Consider the following 17,054-nt stretch of genomic DNA (forward strand, 5'->3'; position numbering starts at 1 on the left):
GTCTTATGGATACCGCATTGATTTGGTACGGACTGATCAGCTTTGCTGTACTTATCTACGTGATTCTCGACGGTTTCGACCTAGGCATTGGAATTTTGTTTCCTGGTGCTCATAGTGAAAACGAACGAGATTTAATGATGAACAGTATTGCGCCAGTGTGGGATGGCAATGAAACATGGCTTGTACTCGGTGGAGGTGGTCTTTTTGCGGTGTTTCCACTTGCGTATGCGGTTGTTATGCCTGCGCTTTACGCGCCACTCATCCTTATGCTGTTGGGGCTAATTCTTAGAGGGGTTTCCTTTGAATACCGGTTCAGGACTAGACGGGGTAAGTTTCTCTGGGATGGTGCGTTTTTTATTGGTTCACTACTCGCAACCCTAATGCAGGGAGTCATGCTAGGAGCTCTTCTTCAGGGTATTGATATCGATGGAAGATCTTTTAGTGGCAGTTGGTTTGATTGGTTGACCCCTTTCAGCTTATTTTGTGCTTTCGCTTTGCTCTCTGCATACTCACTGCTTGGAGCATGCTGGCTTATAATTAAGATGCCTAAAGACCTCACGACCCGCTACTACATTATAGCCAAACGATGTGGCTTAATAATGACAACAAGTATCGTGGTTGTGAGCATATGGCTTCCATTTATAAATGAACTCATTTTTGAAAGATGGTTTTCATTCCCCAAAACATTGGTGTTCCTGTTGATACCAATCTGCGCTGCGGGCTTCATTTGGCAACTTTTTGCTTCTCTCATGCAACATAAAGGACTTAAAGCTTACCTATTTGGTATCGGTTTGTTTGTGATATCTGGAGTTGGGTTTGGAATTAGCACCTTCCCTTATTTGATTCCCTTTTCGCTGACTTATTATGATGCAGCGGCTCCAGACTCAAGCCTCAATTTCTTATTAGCTGGCGCCGTCTTTTTAGTACCTATGATTATCGTCTATAGCGCGTATTCTTACTGGGTATTTAGAGGACGATTGAAGCATGGAGAGGGGTATCATTGATGAGCAACAAAACATCTCGAATAATCTGGTTTGTGATTATATGGTCACTCAGTATCTCGGCACTTACTCTGTTCTCTTTTTTCGTTCGCCTTGTTCTTGGAACATAAAGCACAAAACCAGAGTACTAGGTAATTAGCTTACGCCGACGCCTTTCCTCTGTAAAACAATTCATTTCACAGTTTTTCTGCTGAGACCACCTACTCTTTTTTATCATCAATATGAGTAATTACCCCTATAACAATTCACTACATCTAATACAAAACTAACAAACCATTTCATTTGTGATTGATATTGACATTTTCCTGACATTTAGATTCATAGTTGAAATTATAGTACGAACATCAGTTAAGTATTGAAACAAAAGCAACTCAGATTTATCTATTTGATAGTCAAGATGCGCAGGATTACACAGGTATGAAAATCATCACTCTTGCCGTTCTAGCCCTATTTAATGCAACACCTACCTCAAATGTGGTAGACCAGGTTGAAGATCAAAACACTTCACCAACCACTGAGACGGTTTCATTAAAGAGCGCACCACGCGGCATTCAAGGTTAAGTAAATTGAGAATGGGAAGAGCAATGAAACAGTTAGTTCAGTCTGTGTTTACTTTTAAAAATTCGACGCTAAGTCGACGACAGTATCTTGGCTTAATGGCACTTAACCTCGTCGTTTGCCAATTGATTGTGTTAGCAACTGTTAACCTAGTCACGCCACGTTCACACATGGCAGCCTTTACCCTACTGTTAGTTCCTTACAGTTTTTGCATGATTACTAGCTTTGCAATTGTCAGTGCTCGATTAAAGGCCGCATTCCAGATTGGCACTGCTTCGAGTCTTGTCATTCAAGGCACAGTTCTAATTGGCAGTGCCATTCATGCCGCATTTGGTATCGTCTCTCTACTACTCGGTTTAGCTTTGCTTTTTGCACCAACGAAGTCTATTTCACAGCAAGCCAGTGACGTGACCGACGAAAACAAGCCACAAGAGGCATGCTAGCTGTGACTCATATAGACGAACATCGCGTAAAAACGGTTCGCGCTAAAGCAGAAAGATTTTCAGGTATTTGGGGAATCCCATTAACGATCCAACAAGGAAAGAAAGGCTTAAAACTAGTCGATGGATCTCTACGCGATTTATCTGGCGGCGAAATTGACGTTGTCTCTATGGATAAATTACTCGAAGGAATGGCTACCGGTGTGCGCTTATATCTTGTTAGTCGAAGATAGCGCGCTCGATCATCATAGTTCATCGAGGTGAAAAATGGTCAATTCAATGACTCACTCTATTGCGGCGGAGAATCAACAATGAACGTATTTTCTACTGCGCTGACTGGTGCACTCGTTGGGTGCTGCCTATTTTCAGTCAGCACTTCATACCTTAGCTCGTGTGCCGATTATTACCAAGAGGTAAACCAATCGATCAGCCAAAGCTATAGCGAATGTCATGCAATCAGCCAAAGCTGTATAGAGTCGTCGAAAGAATCCGGTGACCATACTAGTTGCTTGCTCACTTCTGGGTGGCAACAAGCGAATGAACGCTATCTATTTCAACAGCGCAAGTCTGACAAAATGAAATATCAGCTAGGCCGAGTTGTAGAGCTTATTTTTTGATTCGAACTTCAGACTTAACTGCATATGACACGATTATCGTCGTTTGCTTTCAGTTATCCGATTGAAAAAATCTAACCAATAACAGCAATGCTAAGTTGGATTCGGTAAATCCATTAGCAACTTACTACCTACTCTTAGGAACCAATTATGAATACTACTTTTAAAACACTGCTTGTTGCTCTTGTCGCTACTTCTACTCTTGGCGGATGCTCTATCTATAATGATGTACAAGGTGCGCGTCAGGCGATCACCTACGATGTAACGTCAAATGATTCTATCTTCAATGCGACCGACGGTAATCAATACATTGTGGCTAAACACCGCTTTAGTGACGGCAAGATTCTGGCGTGTTACCAAGATTCTGGTGTGTTTGGGTCAAGCGATGAAGCTCCACTGCGCGGCGCGGCGAATGACTGGCTAGTACAGAACAAACCGGGCAAAATTGCTGGCGACTCAAATAGCATGTCTGGTGTGTTTGAAGCCCGCGTCTGCTACGAGTTCGTACTCGAAGATCAACAAGGCATTGGCGCTTACTTAGATGAAGAAACAGGCGATGTCGTTGTAGTCGGCGAACAAGATGCCACTCAAGCAAGTGATGAAGATCTCCAACCTATCGGCGCATATCTCGATGAAGAAACTGGTGACGTGGTTGTGGTAGGTGAACATGATACCGCTCAAGCAAGTGACGAAGACCTACAGCCAATTGGCGCCTACCTTGACGAAGAAACCGGTGATGTCGTAGTCGTTGGTGAAAGTCAATAAACCAATATCGCTCACGTTTACAACAACTCAATTCCACCTCCTCCGATATATTTGTTCCTAGCCCTAGAGCGCATCGCTCTAGGGCTTTTTACATTTCACGTACTTTCATATCTGGCTTTACACCAACCAGAGTTGTTATCTGATCATTCTTGCTGATTAAAATCGCCGTTCGGTGCCAACCCCACACACAGAATCACTTTTGAAACCAAAGATAATACAATGTCAGAGAAATGTCATAATTAATCATTTTTAAACAAATTTGATTCATTTATAGATTCACTGGGTTCACAAACGAATTTGAACACTGTATTATTCTTTTCGAGCTCAAGAATGAAACAAAGGGGAGCGGAAATACCCAAACATGAGCCACCCAAGGATGGTTTTTTCATAATCAAATTAATATAGGTATTAACATGAAAAAACTAGCAGTCGCAACAGCAGTGTTAGCAGCACTAACTTCTTTCTCAAGCGCAGCTACAGATATTGAAGCTTCGCACGGCAACAACAAAGAAACGACACTTAAGTTCCACGATCAAGTGATTGGCGGACTAGCAGGTGGTATCGAAATCGTCGGTGCAGAAAACCTTAAGCACCACAAAGAGACTACGTTCTCTTTAGACTACAAAATCGATATGGGTCAGGCATTCATCATGCCATCGTTCGACCTAACCGTACCGTCGGGTTACTCAAAAGAGTACAAGTACACCGCTACTCCAGAAGTAGATGGTGTAAACGGCGAAGCCACATACAAAGACAGCAACATTGCTAAGTTCGGGATCAAGGGTGGCTACACATTCGACAACGGCCTATACACCGCCGCTCGCTACCGCTACGAAATTTCTGATGGCAAAGGTGAGTTTTCTGCTTACGACAACTCAGGCAAAGCAAATGGTAACGGCAGCCATAAATCTAAGGTACACCGCGTTGACCTCACTTTAGGCTACAACGTAATGGACACCGTCGACCTTTCAGCAAACTACATCGTTAAGCGCGGTGACGTAAATAGTTACCTAAATGCAGACATGACAGGCACTGAAACTGTAGTCGGCAATGGGAAAACAACTGCTAAATCTCAAGAGCTTGAGATCAAAGCAGTTCTAACTTCCTTTGGTGACCTTAAGCCATACGCACAGTACACGTACAAAGCTCGCACTCACCTAAAAGGCAGCGGCACTGTTTCAAACGGTACTGACACTTATTCAGACAGCATGTCTAGCAAGTACAAAAACGACAACGTATTCAAAGTCGGTGTTGTTTATAGCTTCTAATTCCATTTTTGAAATTCAAACAGGAGAGGTCTAGCTCTCCACTCAATCACTTACATTTTTACAAATATTTATTGGAAAAATCATGAAAAAGACAATTCTAGCTCTTACTGTAACTACTCTATTTTCTGGCGCAGCTCTAGCAACTCCAGATTACGTTGAAATTGATCGTGGCGTATACGATGACTACATCAGCGATGTTCTTAAAGAAAATGGGGTAGAAGTTCACGAACACAACGAAAACTTAATTATTGACTCAAAGACTGGTCAAACAGTCGCTACTATCGAACGTGATGCAAATGGCAATGAGCGTGTAACAATCTACAAACCGGACGCAAACCCTACCGATGGCAAGATGCGCGAAATCGATTCTGTTATCGATCTAAACTACAAAGCAAAAGCTGACGGTCGTCAAAAAGTGGTTATCAGTGGAGAAGACAGCTCTAACTGGAAACCAAACAACAATGTAATGGAAGATTCTGAGCACTTCGTAGATCCAGTTGATCCAGAACGTCGTAAGAGCCAAATTGAAAAGATTGCCAAAGATAACGGCGCAACTATTAACGGTAAAGACGTAACGTTTACCAAAGGTGATCTGAAAGGTCATCACCTAGATATCTCTAATGGTGTTGTTCGTGACTCTAAAGGTCGTAAAGCTGGTAGCATAGATAGCGAAGGTAATGTATTCGACGCTCAAGGCAAGAAAGTAGCTAAAATCCATTCTAACGGTAACGTTGATATGGAAGAGAACAAGAACAACGGTAACAACGGCAACGACGTTCGCCCTTCTGATGATAAGAGCGGAAATCCTTGGGACTACAACAACGACGTAATGGAAGCTGAAACAACTATCGAAGAAGCTGAAGCATACGCTAACAATTGGGCTGCTCAAGCTGAAACACAGTTCAAGCAAGAAGTAGCACGCCTAGACGCAAAAATCGACAGCGTTGAAGGTCGCGTATCGAACGGTGCAGCAATGGCTGGTGCGATGACTCAGATGCAATTCGGTCGCGATGGTTTTGGTGTTGGTGCTGGTGTTGCGAACTTCAACGGTTCTAACGCAATCGCAGTAGGTGTGGGTTACGCATTTGGTAGCGAAAAACAGTGGATGGCTAAAGGTTCATTTGGTTACGCTAAATCAAACAAAGGTAACAAGAGCTCAGACACTATGGCTGCAGCTGGCCTAACTTACTCATTCAAGTAAAGAGCAACTGCTAGAGTGCCATGGATGGCACTTCTTTTCCTAGACAAAGGGCCTACGGGCCTTTTTTGTTACCTTAAAGGTCATTTATGAAATTCAGTAAGCAAGTTAAAAACACTGCCCAATTTTACTTACTTTGCGTTGTGGTTATCTTTGCCGTTGTAGTAAAACACACTTCAAAAGCGCACGCGGGCAATTTTGAAGAGAATGTTCATTATGTCACTCTCGACAAACAAACGACCAGTGAGCCACAAGTTAAGGTGTTCTACACTCCGTTCTGTCGCCCATGTGCCATTGTTCATACCCCACTACGTACTATGGCAGAGCGCGCTGGTATTGCCTTTGTCGATGTTCCGGTCGATTTTGGTCCACTAGGTAAAGATATTCAGGCAAGCATCGCAACGGCAAATCACCAAAACATTGGTGATAACTACGTCAGCGAGTTGATTTCTAGCATTCATATGCGTCCAAGCACTGCGCCAAGAAGCCGTGAAGACTTGGCAGACCTTATTGAGCGCTGCGGCGGTGACGCGACAGATTTCCGTAGTGGTTGTGAAGATGTCCGTAAAGATATCGAAAATTTCGATCAGCTGACCAAGCAATACTACATCAACGCAACCCCAACGATTGTCGTTAACGGCAATAAGCGCATAAACCTAGGTTCACTAAAGAGCCTATCTGAATTAGAACAGCTACTTATTGAACTAAGCGGCGTTCAATCTTAATCAAATCAGAGTCTATGGAGTAGCCAAACAGCTAGGCTGATCCTATCCAATACTAATCGGAGAAAAGCAAATGAAACAGGCAAGAGGCTTTACTCTTATTGAACTCGTTGTCGTTGTGGCCGTATTAGGGATTTTAGCGGCAGCAGCCCTACCGAAATATATGGAAGGTTATTAATCCTCAGCAATGCTTGTCTTTTGTTATCCATTATCACAACCGAGGAAACCATGTTTACAGTTATCGGCACCAATGTTCAGAACTTCTCTACTTACCAGCTTAATCAAAGCCTGTTTGCACACCTAGCAACTCAAAGCCGCTGGATAAGCCTTTAATCCCCTATTTGGCGGCATCGTGCCGCCTTTTTTTATCGAATAAAAACACAATGATAAAACGTATAGCAGCCGCTGCCCTATTGGTAGCATCAATGCAAGCCCAAGCAGTCACTGTACTTGCAACAATAAAACCCATCGAGATGATCGCTCACGAGATCATCGTTGAAGGCGATACCACCAGCACGCTATTAAATGCGAATGCTTCACCTCACGATTATGCTCTTAAACCTTCTGATCTTATCCGCCTTAAACAGAGTGATTTAGTCGTTTGGTTCGGACAAGATTTAGAAAGCTTTCTTGTTAAGCCAATGGCAGAAATTGACCATGCTTTAACGCTACAAGAACAAGAGTCGATTGAGCTAAGAAAGTTCGGCAAGAAATGTGGCTGTGGTCACCACAATAGCACTTATGATCCGCACATTTGGCTTGGTCCATGCCAGTCGATTGAAGTGGCTCGCTTAATTACGCAACGCCTGATTGCAATTAATCCTGAACAAACCGCCTCCTACCAGCAGAATTTTGATAAGTTCCAATACAACCTAAAAGTCACTGCTGCGGCAATTAATTTTGAGTTGAAGCCATTCAAAAATGATGGCTACTACGTATTTCACGACGCGTATGGCTACTTTGAAGATTACTTCAAAACGAAGAAGCTTGGCCATTTTACTGTTGATCCAGAGCGTAAGCCTGGCGCGAAAAAACTTAACAAGATTCGTAACACCATCAACGAAAAGAATGTTCAATGTGTCTTCACTGAGCCTCAGTTCACCCCTGCGGTTATTGAGTCCACGGTTCGCGGTACAAACGCGAAGATTGGCTCTCTTGATCCATTAGGCACTGACATTGATGTCGAGAAAGGTAGCTACTTTACATTCTTGAAGTCGATCTCGAACAGTTTAACCAGCTGTTTAAAGCAACGTTAAGTTGGTATAAGGCTGCGTTTGCAGCCTTTATCTTTTTGACATTCAATAAGAAATCATGAAAAAAGCCACTTTAGTCCTGCTGTTTTGCTGTGCTCAAGCATTCGCTCACCCTCATTCTTGGATTGAGATGAACACCTATATCCAAGGTAATGAACAAGAGATTACCAGCCTTTATATGGTGTGGGAGTTCGACGCAATAACCACCGCCTATATGTTAGGTGGAGAAGATAGGTCAGATCCTACTATGCTCAAACGCTTAGCGAATTCGATTGCTGAAAACATGTTGGGTCACCATTACTTCACCTACTTCTATCAAGAAGAAAACCCGATCAAATATCGCAAGGCTATTGACCCTGATCTCACGTTAAAACGCGGAAAGGCCACACTACGTTTTGATCTTCCTCTGGCAAAGCCCGTTCCACTTAACAGCGATAACCTCAAGCTGCTCATTTTCGACCCTACATACTACGTAGATATGAGCTGGAATAGCGCAACTGCGATCCATTTAAGTGACAATATGGCGTGCAATATCAGACTTGAAAAGCCAAATCCAACACCCGAGCAGATGGCCTACGCAATGGCACTCCCCATAGATGCTGACCCAGATGAGGCACTCGGCCAGCTTTTCACTGAAACCGTTTATATAGACTGTCATTACAATGAATAAAAAAAAGATTCTTTTCGCTAGTTTACTCGTCGTACTGGCCTATACCGTTATTAGCTACTGGCCAGTGCTTATGGTCAAAGCGATTCATGTCCAACGTCTTCTTAACCATGAACTAGCTGAACTTATCTACGACATAGAAGAAAACAAGCAAGGTGCTTTGCTATGGTTTATCGGCGTCAGCTTCTGCTACGGCCTGCTACATTCGCTTGGAGCAGGTCACGGCAAAGTGCTTGTTAGCTCCTATTTGATCACCAATCGCGGCACCGTATCCAAGGCGATCTTCATTACCATTACAACAGCAATGCTACAAGCATGCGTAGCGATAGTTATCGTCGAATTCATGTTAGCGATGTTCTCGGCCACCATGCGAGAAGTACACAACGCCATTGCGTCGGCTATCCGTATCAGCTATTTCTGCGTTATCTGCCTTGGTGTAGTTCTTATGATAAAAGCTGTTTCAAAAACACCACTGCTGATTAATAGACATGGACTTTACGGCATAATTGCTGCTGTCGGGCTTAGACCTTGTACCGGCGCAGTCATGATTCTACTGTTTTCGAATATGGTGGGGTTACGGGAAGTCGGTATTATTAGTGCGATTATGATGGCTCTTGGCACCGCAATTACCACCAGTGCTATAGCCTGTCTAGCGGTAAAAGGGAAAGACTCAATCGCTGAACTTATCCCTTCAAAACACTCGTTTAAAGCGATTCAGTTTGTAGGTGGCGCATTCGTTGCCTTGTTTGGCTATTTACTGCTCACTACCGAGCAATACGCTACCTTTATTCAGATATAGGCGGCGAGGTAAAAGGCAAGTGTGCTACCACCTGCCTTTTGGACGCTTGAAATGCGGCTTAAATAAGCATTAAACCACAATCAGACCGAATGGCTCTAACAATTGAGCCTGTTGCCAATCGCAGATTTTTACCCCAGTCATAGCAACTCTGCGTAAGTTGAGCCCCTCTAGATCCACATGGGTTAAGTCACACTGTTCCATATTGAACGTCCCCCATTGCTCTGAACTAAACTCTCCACTCGATAAATCTGATCCTAGAAAACTAGCACCAAATAGGTTGGCACCATTCCAACGGTTCTCAAACAGTTCACATTTCTCTAGCAACGCCCTTTCGAAATTGGCGTAAATCAGATTACACCCCGTAATGAAAGCAGAACAGAAATAGGCTTTATGGCTAATATGGTTCGCAAAGTTAGCACGTTGAAAATTAGCGCCTTTCAGATCGCATTTACGTAGCTCTATTCCAAAACAGTCTGCTCCATTGAACTGGCACATGGCGAGCATGCAGTTGGAAAAACTCGCATCTTTTAGGTTGGCATGTTGAAAACTGCATGCTTCTAGGGCTTGGGGTTCAATGAAACGGCAGTCGACAAACTTAGCTTCTCTTAAATCAGCTCGGTCAAAAGTGCATTTAATAAACTGACATCGCTCAAATAGGCTATTTTGTAAGTCTTGGTGGCTAAAGTCTTCAAATTCAAAAATCGCGTCGCTTGTAATCATAGTGTCTCCTTGTTGAACGCAAGACTAACATTCTAAGTTACTGTTTTTCCACAAAAACAAACCTTTTAAAATCATCAACTTAATACCCCTTCAAATCGCTAATTTAAGGCATCAAAATGAACCTCTAGCCCCCCTATTTCAATTTAACCAGATGAGCTTATGCAAAAAATAATTTCGTTCAACTCAGTGCTATAGGCAAGGCTTGGGGAATCAAAGGGAATTTCAACTTTCAATAGCCAAGTATTCTGTAATAAGATCGCTGCAAATAGTTAGTGGATAAATACTTTGCTAGAAGAAATATACATTGCTGGAGGCTGCTTATGGGGCGTTCAAGAGTTTATGAAACACTTACCTGGTGTAGTAGGCACCGAAGCAGGTCGAGCCAACGGAACCAATGATACCACTTCGAGTGAATATGACGGCTATGCTGAGTGCGTTCGCACCCAATTTGATTCCGATAAAGTTTCTGTCGAACAGTTAATGGATTATCTTTTCGAAATTATTGACCCTTACAGTGTCAATCAGCAAGGGGAAGACGTGGGTGAAAAATATCGTACAGGTATATACAGCCGGAACAAGGCTCATCTGATTGCCGCCAAACAGTATATTGCCAATCGCCCCGACAGCGAAAGCATTGCCGTCGAAGTCAAACCGCTGACCAATTACGTCAAAAGCGATGAAGAACACCAAGACAGATTAACGCGCTTTCCCGATGACTATTGCCATATTCCCATTGTTCTTCTTAGAAAATATAGAAAACCCTAATGTGGCGAGCACTTAACTCGCCCATCATTGAACAACACTCAGTCTAATTCAGCCTTATTAGTACTCCACTGTATTATCTGGCCTGAAACCGACAACGGGGTTAGATCTCTATCGGGCTTTGCATAACCGAGTCGATAGAGTCTTTGCGTAACATGGTAACTATCTAAACCACTAATCGCGACGATATCCATCGATTCTGCATCTACATAACCGTCAGCCTGAATCGCATTTTGGGGAATTCTACATCGTTCTATTTCCCCAACGACTAGAACCGTGCCATTTGCCTCTATTACATGGTGTTCTTGCAAGTTAAGACCTATTTTTAAACTACTTTCAAATACATAAGGGGCTTTAAACCCATCTTCAATAAATGGTGTCAGCCCAACAGCTTCGAATTCGGATTGTTGCTTGCCGTAACGAGCAGAGGTTTGATGAGCAATGGCTGCAATATCAGCGTCTACTGAGTTTATTGTAAAAGCTTTGGTGGCTAAGATGTTTTCCAACGTATGTCTCTCAACCGAATTAGGTCGACTAATAAACCCCATCAAAGGTGGGTTGGAGCCAATGTGAAATACGGAGCTAACAATTGCCAAGTTTTTGTTTCCCATATCATCAATAGTGCCAATCAGGTTTGCACTTTTGAATCCAGTTAAACTGTTGACTAACTTCGCTCGGTATCTATCTTCCATTAAGGAAAACTGCTTGCGACTAATATGTAGCTCTTCTCTCATATGTATCACAGTACCTTCGTTCGGTCTTACAAAAGAATAAGACAAAGCGTTGATTGCTTTGCCTTTTACGTTTAGGTGTTCAGCGTTACTTGGGCAAAATCACATGGTCAATGACATGAATCACCCCATTACTCGCTTCCACGTCGGTCACAACAACATTGGCATTATCAACCATCACCTTGTTGTTCATAGTTTTGATCTTAATATCTTGCCCTTGCACCGTCATTGCCTTTTCAAGAGTGACGACATCGGCTGCCATAACTTTTCCTGACAACACGTGATAGGTAAGTACCGCGACGAGTTTGTCTTTATTCTCCGGTTTTAGCAGTGACTCAACTGTCCCTTCGGGAAGTTTGGCAAACGCCTCGTCCGTTGGAGCAAACACAGTGAAAGGCCCTTTGCCTTTGAGGACTGGGACAAGGTCTGCGGCCTTAACAGCAGCCACCAATGTGTTAAATGAACCGTTTTCAACCGCTACATCAACGATATCGGCTTTCTTCATACCGTGTTCATGCGCCTGAGCAGGGAGCACAAATGCAAACAGAGCGATAAGAGCGGTCGAAATAATTAGCGAATATTTGAACATAGTTTCTTCCTTAATGATTGGGAGGGTGATCCTCACTGAGCAACAGTCCTGCTCTGGAAACCTGTTACGCAGCACTAAGAAAAATCGATCATTTAAGCAATGTGCTCTTGTCTAATTACTTCCAACTTACTCTGTTTAATCGTCTAAAAATCAGTTACTTTGGCGACTAGGATTTAAACGGTTCAGGGCAGGACATGTTTCAACAAGTCGTAGGGATACTTTTTCCAGTATTTGCATTGGTAGCAGTGGGTTACTCGGTTGGACGTTGGTTAAAACCCGACTTCAAGCCGATCAACCGCATTAACATGGATGCATTTACCCCTGCCCTAGTCTTTTCTTCACTGGTTGCAATGCCGCTGGATACACAGCAAGTGCCTTTGCTAACTGCATCTCTCGTCGCGGTATTGCTCCCGGGGTTGGTGATGATTCCAGTGTGCAAATTGTCTAAACTTAAATATAAAGCTTGGGCTCCACCGCATATGTTTCGCAATAGCGGTAACTTGGCGATTCCACTTTTTACTTACACCTTTGGCGACACTGCTCTCGCTTCCGCTGTATTACTGTTTGTGGTTTCAGCCTGTATCCACATTAGCCTTGGCTTGGCTTTACTCAGTGAAGGGAATCCGTTCAAGCAGATCATCAAGATGCCGATCTTTCTTGCGGCAAGCGCAGCGCTGATCCTAAACTTAGCTGGCATTGGAGTTTGGTCTCCACTGTATGAAGCAACTTCATTACTCGGTCAAGCTGCTGTTCCAGTTATGCTGCTCTCCTTAGGGGCTCAAATGTGCAATATGAGACTCAGTGGTCTGAAAGTTGGTATTCTATGCACACTACAATCATTGTTTACTGGCGCGATTGCTTTCGCGGTTATTTACTTCTTTATTCCACTACCAACGATGCAGTTACAAATGATGGTACTTTTCACCATGCTGCCACCTGCGGTAATGAACTACTTGTTCGCTGAGCGCTTTCATATAGAGCCCACCAAGGTGGCTTCAATGGTTTTATTTGGCAATTTCTTTAGTATTTTAACTCTGCCCTTGTTACTCGGGTTCGCTCTCTCCTTGTGACCACTCTTCAGGGTTGGTCAGCAAGGTTTTGCCTTTAAATGTTTCAGCACGAATGTCTTGAGGATTGTAGATGGCGCAAGATTCCATAGAAAGGCAGCCACAACCAATACAGCCACCGAGATCGTCTTGAAGTGCTTTTAACTGCAAAATTCTGTGTTCAAGCATCTCTTTCCACCCCGAAGCCATGCGATCCCATTGCTCCCTATTTGGCGCTTGATGCTTAGGCAACTGGTCAAGAGATTGGACAATTTCCTCTAGCGTTAAACCAACTTCCTGCGCAGCTTTAATCACCGCAATTCTTCTCAGAACACTCCGGTGATAACGCCGTTGATTGCCTTGATTTCGCCAACTGTGGATCAAACCTTTTTGCTCATAGAAGTGAAGTGCCGAGACTTTAACTCCGGCACGCTTTGCTACTTCCCCTACGCTCATTTCCATATAAGCCTCCAAATTAATTGAATAAAGTTCTTTACCTCAAGTTAGCTTGAGGTTTTAGAGTAACCCAAGTTAGTGAATATACATAAGGAAAATTCAATGAACCTACTCGCAAAAAGCAGAACCTTGCCTTATCTTTCCGGGCGCTTTTTTGATGGCATTTCGTCAGGCTTGTTTATGATGGCTCTGCCTTGGATCATGCTTGAGTCGGACAACATGGGCACCTTCGTCGCCCTTATCGCACTCGCCTGCACCGCAACCTCGTTTGTCTTAACCCCTTTTTTCTCTACTTTGATCGACAGACATTCGCGCAAATCACTCTTGGTTTTAGTCCAATTAATTCAGTCAACTACGGCTATAACTGTTTTCGTTGCGTACTGGTTGCATGATGGGTCACATTGGTTACTTGCCGCAGCACAACTTGTCTTCTGGGTAACGAGCAATTTAGCTTGGACAACCAATAATGCGTTTACTCAAGAAAACTACGATCTGCACGAATACGCCTCTATTTCAGGCAAGCAAGAGATCGTTATGCAAGGCACGACGCTCGGTGCAGGCGCATTGGGAGTCATATTACTTCAAGAGTGGGGAATGTTGCAGTTTGCTACTTTTGCGGCTAGCGCCTCCGGCATCGCTGCGCTTAGCTATATGGTGACACCCTACCGAAGAAAGTTACGTAGTACTCACAACGTGCCCTTTATTGAACAGATGAAAGAGAGCAAAAGCATTTTCGCAAGAGAACCTCACTTTTACGCCTTCGTTATGCTTTCTTGCCTTTCCTATCCGATACTGACCTTTTTAGGCAAATTGGTTCCGATTTGGTTTGCGGAGAACGGTGTTTCAGGTGATTGGTATGCAGGATACAACATCACCTTTGGCTTAGGCTCACTGCTAACAGGTGTGCTACTGAGCAAATTGCTGTCATTGACCTCACATCAAACAACCATGCAGTATTCCATGGCCGTGGTCGTATTCACTCTAGTTGGAATGAGTTTTTCGCAACATCCAGGTTATATATTACTGTTCACTCTGTTTTTTGGCTTCTTTAACGCATTAAATCGCATTGCACGTACTAATTGGATGCACCATACCGTTGAGGTCAATCAACGTGGGCGAGTGGATGGGGGGCTGGCAATGTTCTCAACCTCAGTTCAAAGCATCAGTTATGTTGCCATCGCGGCTTTGGCTCACAATGACGCAACTCAATATGGCTTTATGCTCGCCGCCACCGTTATGTTTGTCGCAGTCGCTGCGATGATCAGATTAAATCAAAAAAACGCATTAAAGCCGTTGCTGGCATCTTAAACTTTTCCGTGTCGAGTTGTCGTTATACCAATAGGGATAAATAGATGATCAGATAATTGCACAGAAAAAATCGCTTAAAGCAAGGCATAGATTGCAGCTAGCTACTTGTTCTACCTACACCATTCTTTGAAAAGATAGCTATAACGATGCTATCAGCGATTTCAGCCAGCAGGGGTGACCAGATATTTGTTCCGGTTGGTATTAAACAACGACCACTTCAACATCCACAAAGGGGTACTTACTGGCTAGCACTTTGGTCAGTTGACCTTTTTGTTCACGCCAAACAGTATTGTCTTGTTGTTGAAGCTGCTGCAATGAGACACCAATTACGACCAAATAGCTCGATCCGGTTTTACTAATATTGAGTCTTTCTATTTCCTGCTTGGCAAAGTGTTCCGTCACTAAATCAGAGATCTCTTGATGTTGCTGTTCGTTTTGTAATTTACCTCCTGCTAGCTCGACAAAAGCCTCTCGAATTATGCCTATCGGCTGACCTATCATCAGTAGTGCCAAAATTAACACTAACAGTGCATCGCCAATATACAGCAGGAAATCAAGTTGGCTGCCTACTTGAACGTAACCAATAACAACCAAAATAGCGCCAGTCGAAGCGGACAGCACCCCATCAATAAAAGAAGATCTTTGATCGACCTTGAGCATCGAGCTGCTATTGGCAATCTTTTTATTCTGGAAATAGTAGAAAGCGGATAACCCCCAACAGATCAAGACCATAGCAATGGCATAGTAAACAATCACACCGGTTTTAATTGTCGCTAAATGCGCACCATTCAAGTAACTGACAATTTTAGAACCGTTACTCACTATCGCAGATATAACAACACCTAATAGCAATAAACCTTTCATCAAGCTGTATAGCGCCTCGGTCACGTATAAACCAAAAGGATAGGTTTCGCTGCGCAGCGATTTTATCTGAGCGATTTTGAGTGCCACTATAGCCGTCAGAAAGAGAATAAAAGACATGTTGCCATCAAGGAGCAAAGCCTCTGAGCCCGACAAGTTGTAGGCAGCCCAACCAGAGAACGCCATCACTAAGTTAGCCGCTATTCCTAGCTTTAGTGCTCGCTTCTCTATTGGGGCAATTTGATCTTTCATTAAAATATCCTTTGCAGTATCGGATAGCTTAATCCGTTGGCGTCGAAACGTGACATTGTAATAGCGAGGTAATCACCAAGCAATTTATTCACGCCATACTCAGATTGCGAAGTCTAGATTATGAATGAAGCGCTCGCTCAGTCATCGTGATTCAATAACGACATATTTATCAGTGTCGTTATAAATCATTTTTGAAATCAATATAAAATATTGATGAATTTACGCCCAAATCAGAAACAACCCAATGGAATATGAGAGATAGCAACTTGCAAGGTGTTTAAAAACAGCATATATTTTCTTGTAGTTTCATATTTGAGAAGAATACTTACCCGTTAAGGTTTTCACCAATGCAAGACAATTATCAAGATAGAATCATAGCGCTTTTAAAAGAGCGTGGAGAGAACAACGCGTCATTGGCACAAGGTATTGGCAAAGGTAAAGCAACCATCGGTCGCTACCTTTCAAAATCAAGCAACCGTACTTATCCAAGCTTAGAGGAGCTTTCTGATATTGCTCGCTTTCTTGATGTCGAGCCACATTGGCTTTGCTTTGGTATTGGTGACAAGTCAACAGATAAAGAGACCATTAACCTACTGTCTGACTCTGAAGCCGCAACCGTTAACATCTATAAGCGCACTGACGTTCATCAACAACTGACAACCGGCGATGCCATTGCGATAGACACTATGCCTGTGGCCAAAGAATATGCCGATTGCTTTGGTGTGGTTTACCCTGTCGCTGGCGTAATTTCAAGAACTTGGAGTTGCTACGCACTTATTACCAAAGATAAAGAGTGGGCGAACGATGATATTGTTCTCGCTCGTATTGGTAATAACCCGACTCCTGACTTTTTCACATTGGTTAAAATCGCTGACAAAGTTCACGTTTGGTATGGTGAAGATACCGATCGCAACCCGATCAACACCATTGATGAATCTGAAATTGAAGTAATTGGCATTGTTCGCTGGGGCGTTTGGGCTCGTCGCAGCTAATCCATTATCCAGATAGTAGAAGAGGCACCCATCGGTGCCTCTTTTTGTTTTA

Annotated in this window: 22 protein-coding genes and 1 pseudogene; 18 read left to right on the forward strand and 5 right to left on the reverse strand. The window is 43.3% G+C overall.

The window, feature by feature from the left end; translation table 11 throughout:
* The first annotated feature begins 5 nt into the window (after positions 1–5).
* The 14 genes and pseudogenes from cydB to AC6R00_RS17265 all read left to right on the forward strand — a co-directional run bounded on the left by cydB (position 6) and on the right by AC6R00_RS17265 (position 9,285).
* A complete protein-coding gene (cydB, locus tag AC6R00_RS17200; protein ID WP_500641314.1) occupies positions 6–1,004 on the forward strand; it encodes a cytochrome d ubiquinol oxidase subunit II in 999 nt (332 codons plus the stop codon).
* The gene (locus AC6R00_RS17205; RefSeq protein WP_500641315.1) at positions 1,004–1,111 is read left to right on the forward strand and encodes a DUF2474 family protein; all 108 of its coding nucleotides are present in this window, start codon (positions 1,004–1,006) and stop codon (positions 1,109–1,111) included. The genes cydB and AC6R00_RS17205 overlap by 1 nt, the downstream gene beginning before the upstream one ends.
* Before the next feature lie 307 nt (positions 1,112–1,418).
* Positions 1,419–1,562 carry a hypothetical protein gene (locus AC6R00_RS17210; protein WP_500641316.1) on the forward strand — a complete coding sequence of 48 codons (144 nt, stop codon included), beginning with the start codon at positions 1,419–1,421 and terminating at the stop codon, positions 1,560–1,562.
* 23 nt (positions 1,563–1,585) lie between these two features.
* The gene (locus AC6R00_RS17215) at positions 1,586–2,002 is read left to right on the forward strand and encodes a hypothetical protein (RefSeq protein WP_500641317.1); all 417 of its coding nucleotides are present in this window, start codon (positions 1,586–1,588) and stop codon (positions 2,000–2,002) included.
* On the forward strand, positions 1,996–2,232 hold the full coding sequence (locus AC6R00_RS17220; RefSeq protein WP_500641318.1) for a hypothetical protein: 237 nt from the start codon (positions 1,996–1,998) through the stop codon (positions 2,230–2,232). Before AC6R00_RS17215 ends, AC6R00_RS17220 begins: the two co-directional genes overlap by 7 nt.
* Positions 2,233–2,310: 78 nt before the next feature.
* On the forward strand, positions 2,311–2,616 hold the full coding sequence (locus AC6R00_RS17225) for a hypothetical protein (RefSeq protein WP_500641319.1): 306 nt from the start codon (positions 2,311–2,313) through the stop codon (positions 2,614–2,616).
* Positions 2,617–2,763: 147 nt separating this feature from the next.
* Complete coding sequence (locus tag AC6R00_RS17230) at positions 2,764–3,378, forward strand: hypothetical protein (protein ID WP_500641320.1); 615 nt, start codon at positions 2,764–2,766, stop codon at positions 3,376–3,378.
* A gap of 413 nt (positions 3,379–3,791) precedes the next feature.
* The gene (locus AC6R00_RS17235; RefSeq protein ID WP_500641321.1) at positions 3,792–4,646 is read left to right on the forward strand and encodes a hypothetical protein; all 855 of its coding nucleotides are present in this window, start codon (positions 3,792–3,794) and stop codon (positions 4,644–4,646) included.
* Between the two features lie 82 nt (positions 4,647–4,728).
* Positions 4,729–5,847 carry a YadA C-terminal domain-containing protein gene (locus AC6R00_RS17240; RefSeq protein WP_500641322.1) on the forward strand — a complete coding sequence of 373 codons (1,119 nt, stop codon included), beginning with the start codon at positions 4,729–4,731 and terminating at the stop codon, positions 5,845–5,847.
* 86 nt (positions 5,848–5,933) lie between these two features.
* Positions 5,934–6,569: a thioredoxin domain-containing protein gene (locus tag AC6R00_RS17245; RefSeq protein WP_500641323.1), complete on the forward strand. Its 636-nt coding sequence runs from the start codon at positions 5,934–5,936 to the stop codon at positions 6,567–6,569.
* A gap of 70 nt (positions 6,570–6,639) precedes the next feature.
* Positions 6,640–6,729 (forward strand): annotated as a pseudogene (locus AC6R00_RS17250) (type IV pilin protein); the annotation flags it as partial.
* Between the two features lie 220 nt (positions 6,730–6,949).
* Entirely contained in the window at positions 6,950–7,822 is an 873-nt protein-coding gene (locus tag AC6R00_RS17255; RefSeq protein WP_500641324.1) for a zinc ABC transporter substrate-binding protein, read from the forward strand.
* A 55-nt stretch (positions 7,823–7,877) separates the two neighbouring features.
* Positions 7,878–8,489, forward strand: coding sequence for a DUF1007 family protein (locus AC6R00_RS17260; RefSeq protein ID WP_500641325.1), 612 nt, complete (start codon positions 7,878–7,880; stop codon positions 8,487–8,489).
* Positions 8,482–9,285, forward strand: coding sequence for a nickel/cobalt transporter (locus tag AC6R00_RS17265; protein ID WP_500641326.1), 804 nt, complete (start codon positions 8,482–8,484; stop codon positions 9,283–9,285). Before AC6R00_RS17260 ends, AC6R00_RS17265 begins: the two co-directional genes overlap by 8 nt.
* 69 nt (positions 9,286–9,354) lie before the next feature.
* On the opposite strand, the gene AC6R00_RS17270 is transcribed toward AC6R00_RS17265, so the two are convergent.
* Entirely contained in the window at positions 9,355–10,005 is a 651-nt protein-coding gene (locus AC6R00_RS17270) for a Qnr family pentapeptide repeat protein (RefSeq protein WP_500641327.1), read from the reverse strand.
* Positions 10,006–10,290: 285 nt separating this feature from the next.
* Between AC6R00_RS17270 and AC6R00_RS17275 the strand changes: the two genes are divergently transcribed.
* A complete protein-coding gene (locus AC6R00_RS17275; RefSeq protein ID WP_500641328.1) occupies positions 10,291–10,770 on the forward strand; it encodes a peptide-methionine (S)-S-oxide reductase in 480 nt (159 codons plus the stop codon).
* A gap of 38 nt (positions 10,771–10,808) precedes the next feature.
* On the opposite strand, the gene AC6R00_RS17280 is transcribed toward AC6R00_RS17275, so the two are convergent.
* Both AC6R00_RS17280 and AC6R00_RS17285 read right to left on the reverse strand, forming a co-directional pair.
* The gene (locus tag AC6R00_RS17280; protein ID WP_500641329.1) at positions 10,809–11,501 is read right to left on the reverse strand and encodes a flavin reductase family protein; all 693 of its coding nucleotides are present in this window, start codon (positions 11,499–11,501) and stop codon (positions 10,809–10,811) included.
* A gap of 85 nt (positions 11,502–11,586) precedes the next feature.
* Positions 11,587–12,087: a fasciclin domain-containing protein gene (locus AC6R00_RS17285; RefSeq protein WP_500641330.1), complete on the reverse strand. Its 501-nt coding sequence runs from the start codon at positions 12,085–12,087 to the stop codon at positions 11,587–11,589.
* Positions 12,088–12,281: 194 nt separating this feature from the next.
* On the opposite strand from AC6R00_RS17285, the gene AC6R00_RS17290 reads away from it, so the two are divergent.
* The gene (locus tag AC6R00_RS17290; RefSeq protein WP_049845980.1) at positions 12,282–13,157 is read left to right on the forward strand and encodes an AEC family transporter; all 876 of its coding nucleotides are present in this window, start codon (positions 12,282–12,284) and stop codon (positions 13,155–13,157) included.
* On the opposite strand, the gene soxR is transcribed toward AC6R00_RS17290, so the two are convergent.
* Entirely contained in the window at positions 13,131–13,595 is a 465-nt protein-coding gene (soxR, locus tag AC6R00_RS17295; RefSeq protein WP_500641331.1) for a redox-sensitive transcriptional activator SoxR, read from the reverse strand. The two genes, AC6R00_RS17290 and soxR, sit on opposite strands and share 27 nt — an antisense overlap.
* A gap of 96 nt (positions 13,596–13,691) precedes the next feature.
* Between soxR and AC6R00_RS17300 the strand changes: the two genes are divergently transcribed.
* Positions 13,692–14,897 (forward strand): MFS transporter, encoded by a 1,206-nt coding sequence (locus AC6R00_RS17300; RefSeq protein WP_500641332.1) that lies wholly within the window; start codon positions 13,692–13,694, stop codon positions 14,895–14,897.
* 201 nt (positions 14,898–15,098) lie between these two features.
* On the opposite strand, the gene AC6R00_RS17305 is transcribed toward AC6R00_RS17300, so the two are convergent.
* Positions 15,099–16,010: a cation efflux transmembrane domain-containing protein gene (locus AC6R00_RS17305; protein WP_500641333.1), complete on the reverse strand. Its 912-nt coding sequence runs from the start codon at positions 16,008–16,010 to the stop codon at positions 15,099–15,101.
* Between the two features lie 347 nt (positions 16,011–16,357).
* Between AC6R00_RS17305 and AC6R00_RS17310 the strand changes: the two genes are divergently transcribed.
* Complete coding sequence (locus AC6R00_RS17310) at positions 16,358–17,002, forward strand: helix-turn-helix domain-containing protein (RefSeq protein ID WP_500641334.1); 645 nt, start codon at positions 16,358–16,360, stop codon at positions 17,000–17,002.
* The last annotated feature ends 52 nt before the right edge of the window (positions 17,003–17,054 follow it).

This window comes from Vibrio sp. R10-SF1-ISO8, from assembly GCF_059833805.1.

Bases quoted from the DNA above. Each gene is read 5' to 3' on its own strand.
- AC6R00_RS17225 (WP_500641319.1), top strand. From the start codon at position 2,311: ATGAACGTATTTTCTACTGCGCTGACTGGTGCACTCGTTGGGTGCTGC.
- AC6R00_RS17220 (WP_500641318.1), top strand. From the start codon at position 1,996: ATGCTAGCTGTGACTCATATAGACGAACATCGCGTAAAAACGGTTCGC.
- AC6R00_RS17255 (WP_500641324.1), top strand. From the start codon at position 6,950: ATGATAAAACGTATAGCAGCCGCTGCCCTATTGGTAGCATCAATGCAA.
- AC6R00_RS17240 (WP_500641322.1), top strand. From the start codon at position 4,729: ATGAAAAAGACAATTCTAGCTCTTACTGTAACTACTCTATTTTCTGGC.
- AC6R00_RS17285 (WP_500641330.1), bottom strand. From the start codon at position 12,087: ATGTTCAAATATTCGCTAATTATTTCGACCGCTCTTATCGCTCTGTTT.
- AC6R00_RS17300 (WP_500641332.1), top strand. From the start codon at position 13,692: ATGAACCTACTCGCAAAAAGCAGAACCTTGCCTTATCTTTCCGGGCGC.
- AC6R00_RS17235 (WP_500641321.1), top strand. From the start codon at position 3,792: ATGAAAAAACTAGCAGTCGCAACAGCAGTGTTAGCAGCACTAACTTCT.
- AC6R00_RS17215 (WP_500641317.1), top strand. From the start codon at position 1,586: ATGAAACAGTTAGTTCAGTCTGTGTTTACTTTTAAAAATTCGACGCTA.
- AC6R00_RS17260 (WP_500641325.1), top strand. From the start codon at position 7,878: ATGAAAAAAGCCACTTTAGTCCTGCTGTTTTGCTGTGCTCAAGCATTC.
- AC6R00_RS17265 (WP_500641326.1), top strand. From the start codon at position 8,482: ATGAATAAAAAAAAGATTCTTTTCGCTAGTTTACTCGTCGTACTGGCC.
- AC6R00_RS17310 (WP_500641334.1), top strand. From the start codon at position 16,358: ATGCAAGACAATTATCAAGATAGAATCATAGCGCTTTTAAAAGAGCGT.
- AC6R00_RS17230 (WP_500641320.1), top strand. From the start codon at position 2,764: ATGAATACTACTTTTAAAACACTGCTTGTTGCTCTTGTCGCTACTTCT.
- AC6R00_RS17205 (WP_500641315.1), top strand. From the start codon at position 1,004: ATGAGCAACAAAACATCTCGAATAATCTGGTTTGTGATTATATGGTCA.
- AC6R00_RS17270 (WP_500641327.1), bottom strand. From the start codon at position 10,005: ATGATTACAAGCGACGCGATTTTTGAATTTGAAGACTTTAGCCACCAA.
- cydB (WP_500641314.1), top strand. From the start codon at position 6: ATGGATACCGCATTGATTTGGTACGGACTGATCAGCTTTGCTGTACTT.
- AC6R00_RS17245 (WP_500641323.1), top strand. From the start codon at position 5,934: ATGAAATTCAGTAAGCAAGTTAAAAACACTGCCCAATTTTACTTACTT.
- AC6R00_RS17290 (WP_049845980.1), top strand. From the start codon at position 12,282: ATGTTTCAACAAGTCGTAGGGATACTTTTTCCAGTATTTGCATTGGTA.
- AC6R00_RS17280 (WP_500641329.1), bottom strand. From the start codon at position 11,501: ATGAGAGAAGAGCTACATATTAGTCGCAAGCAGTTTTCCTTAATGGAA.
- AC6R00_RS17305 (WP_500641333.1), bottom strand. From the start codon at position 16,010: ATGAAAGATCAAATTGCCCCAATAGAGAAGCGAGCACTAAAGCTAGGA.
- AC6R00_RS17210 (WP_500641316.1), top strand. From the start codon at position 1,419: ATGAAAATCATCACTCTTGCCGTTCTAGCCCTATTTAATGCAACACCT.
- soxR (WP_500641331.1), bottom strand. From the start codon at position 13,595: ATGGAAATGAGCGTAGGGGAAGTAGCAAAGCGTGCCGGAGTTAAAGTC.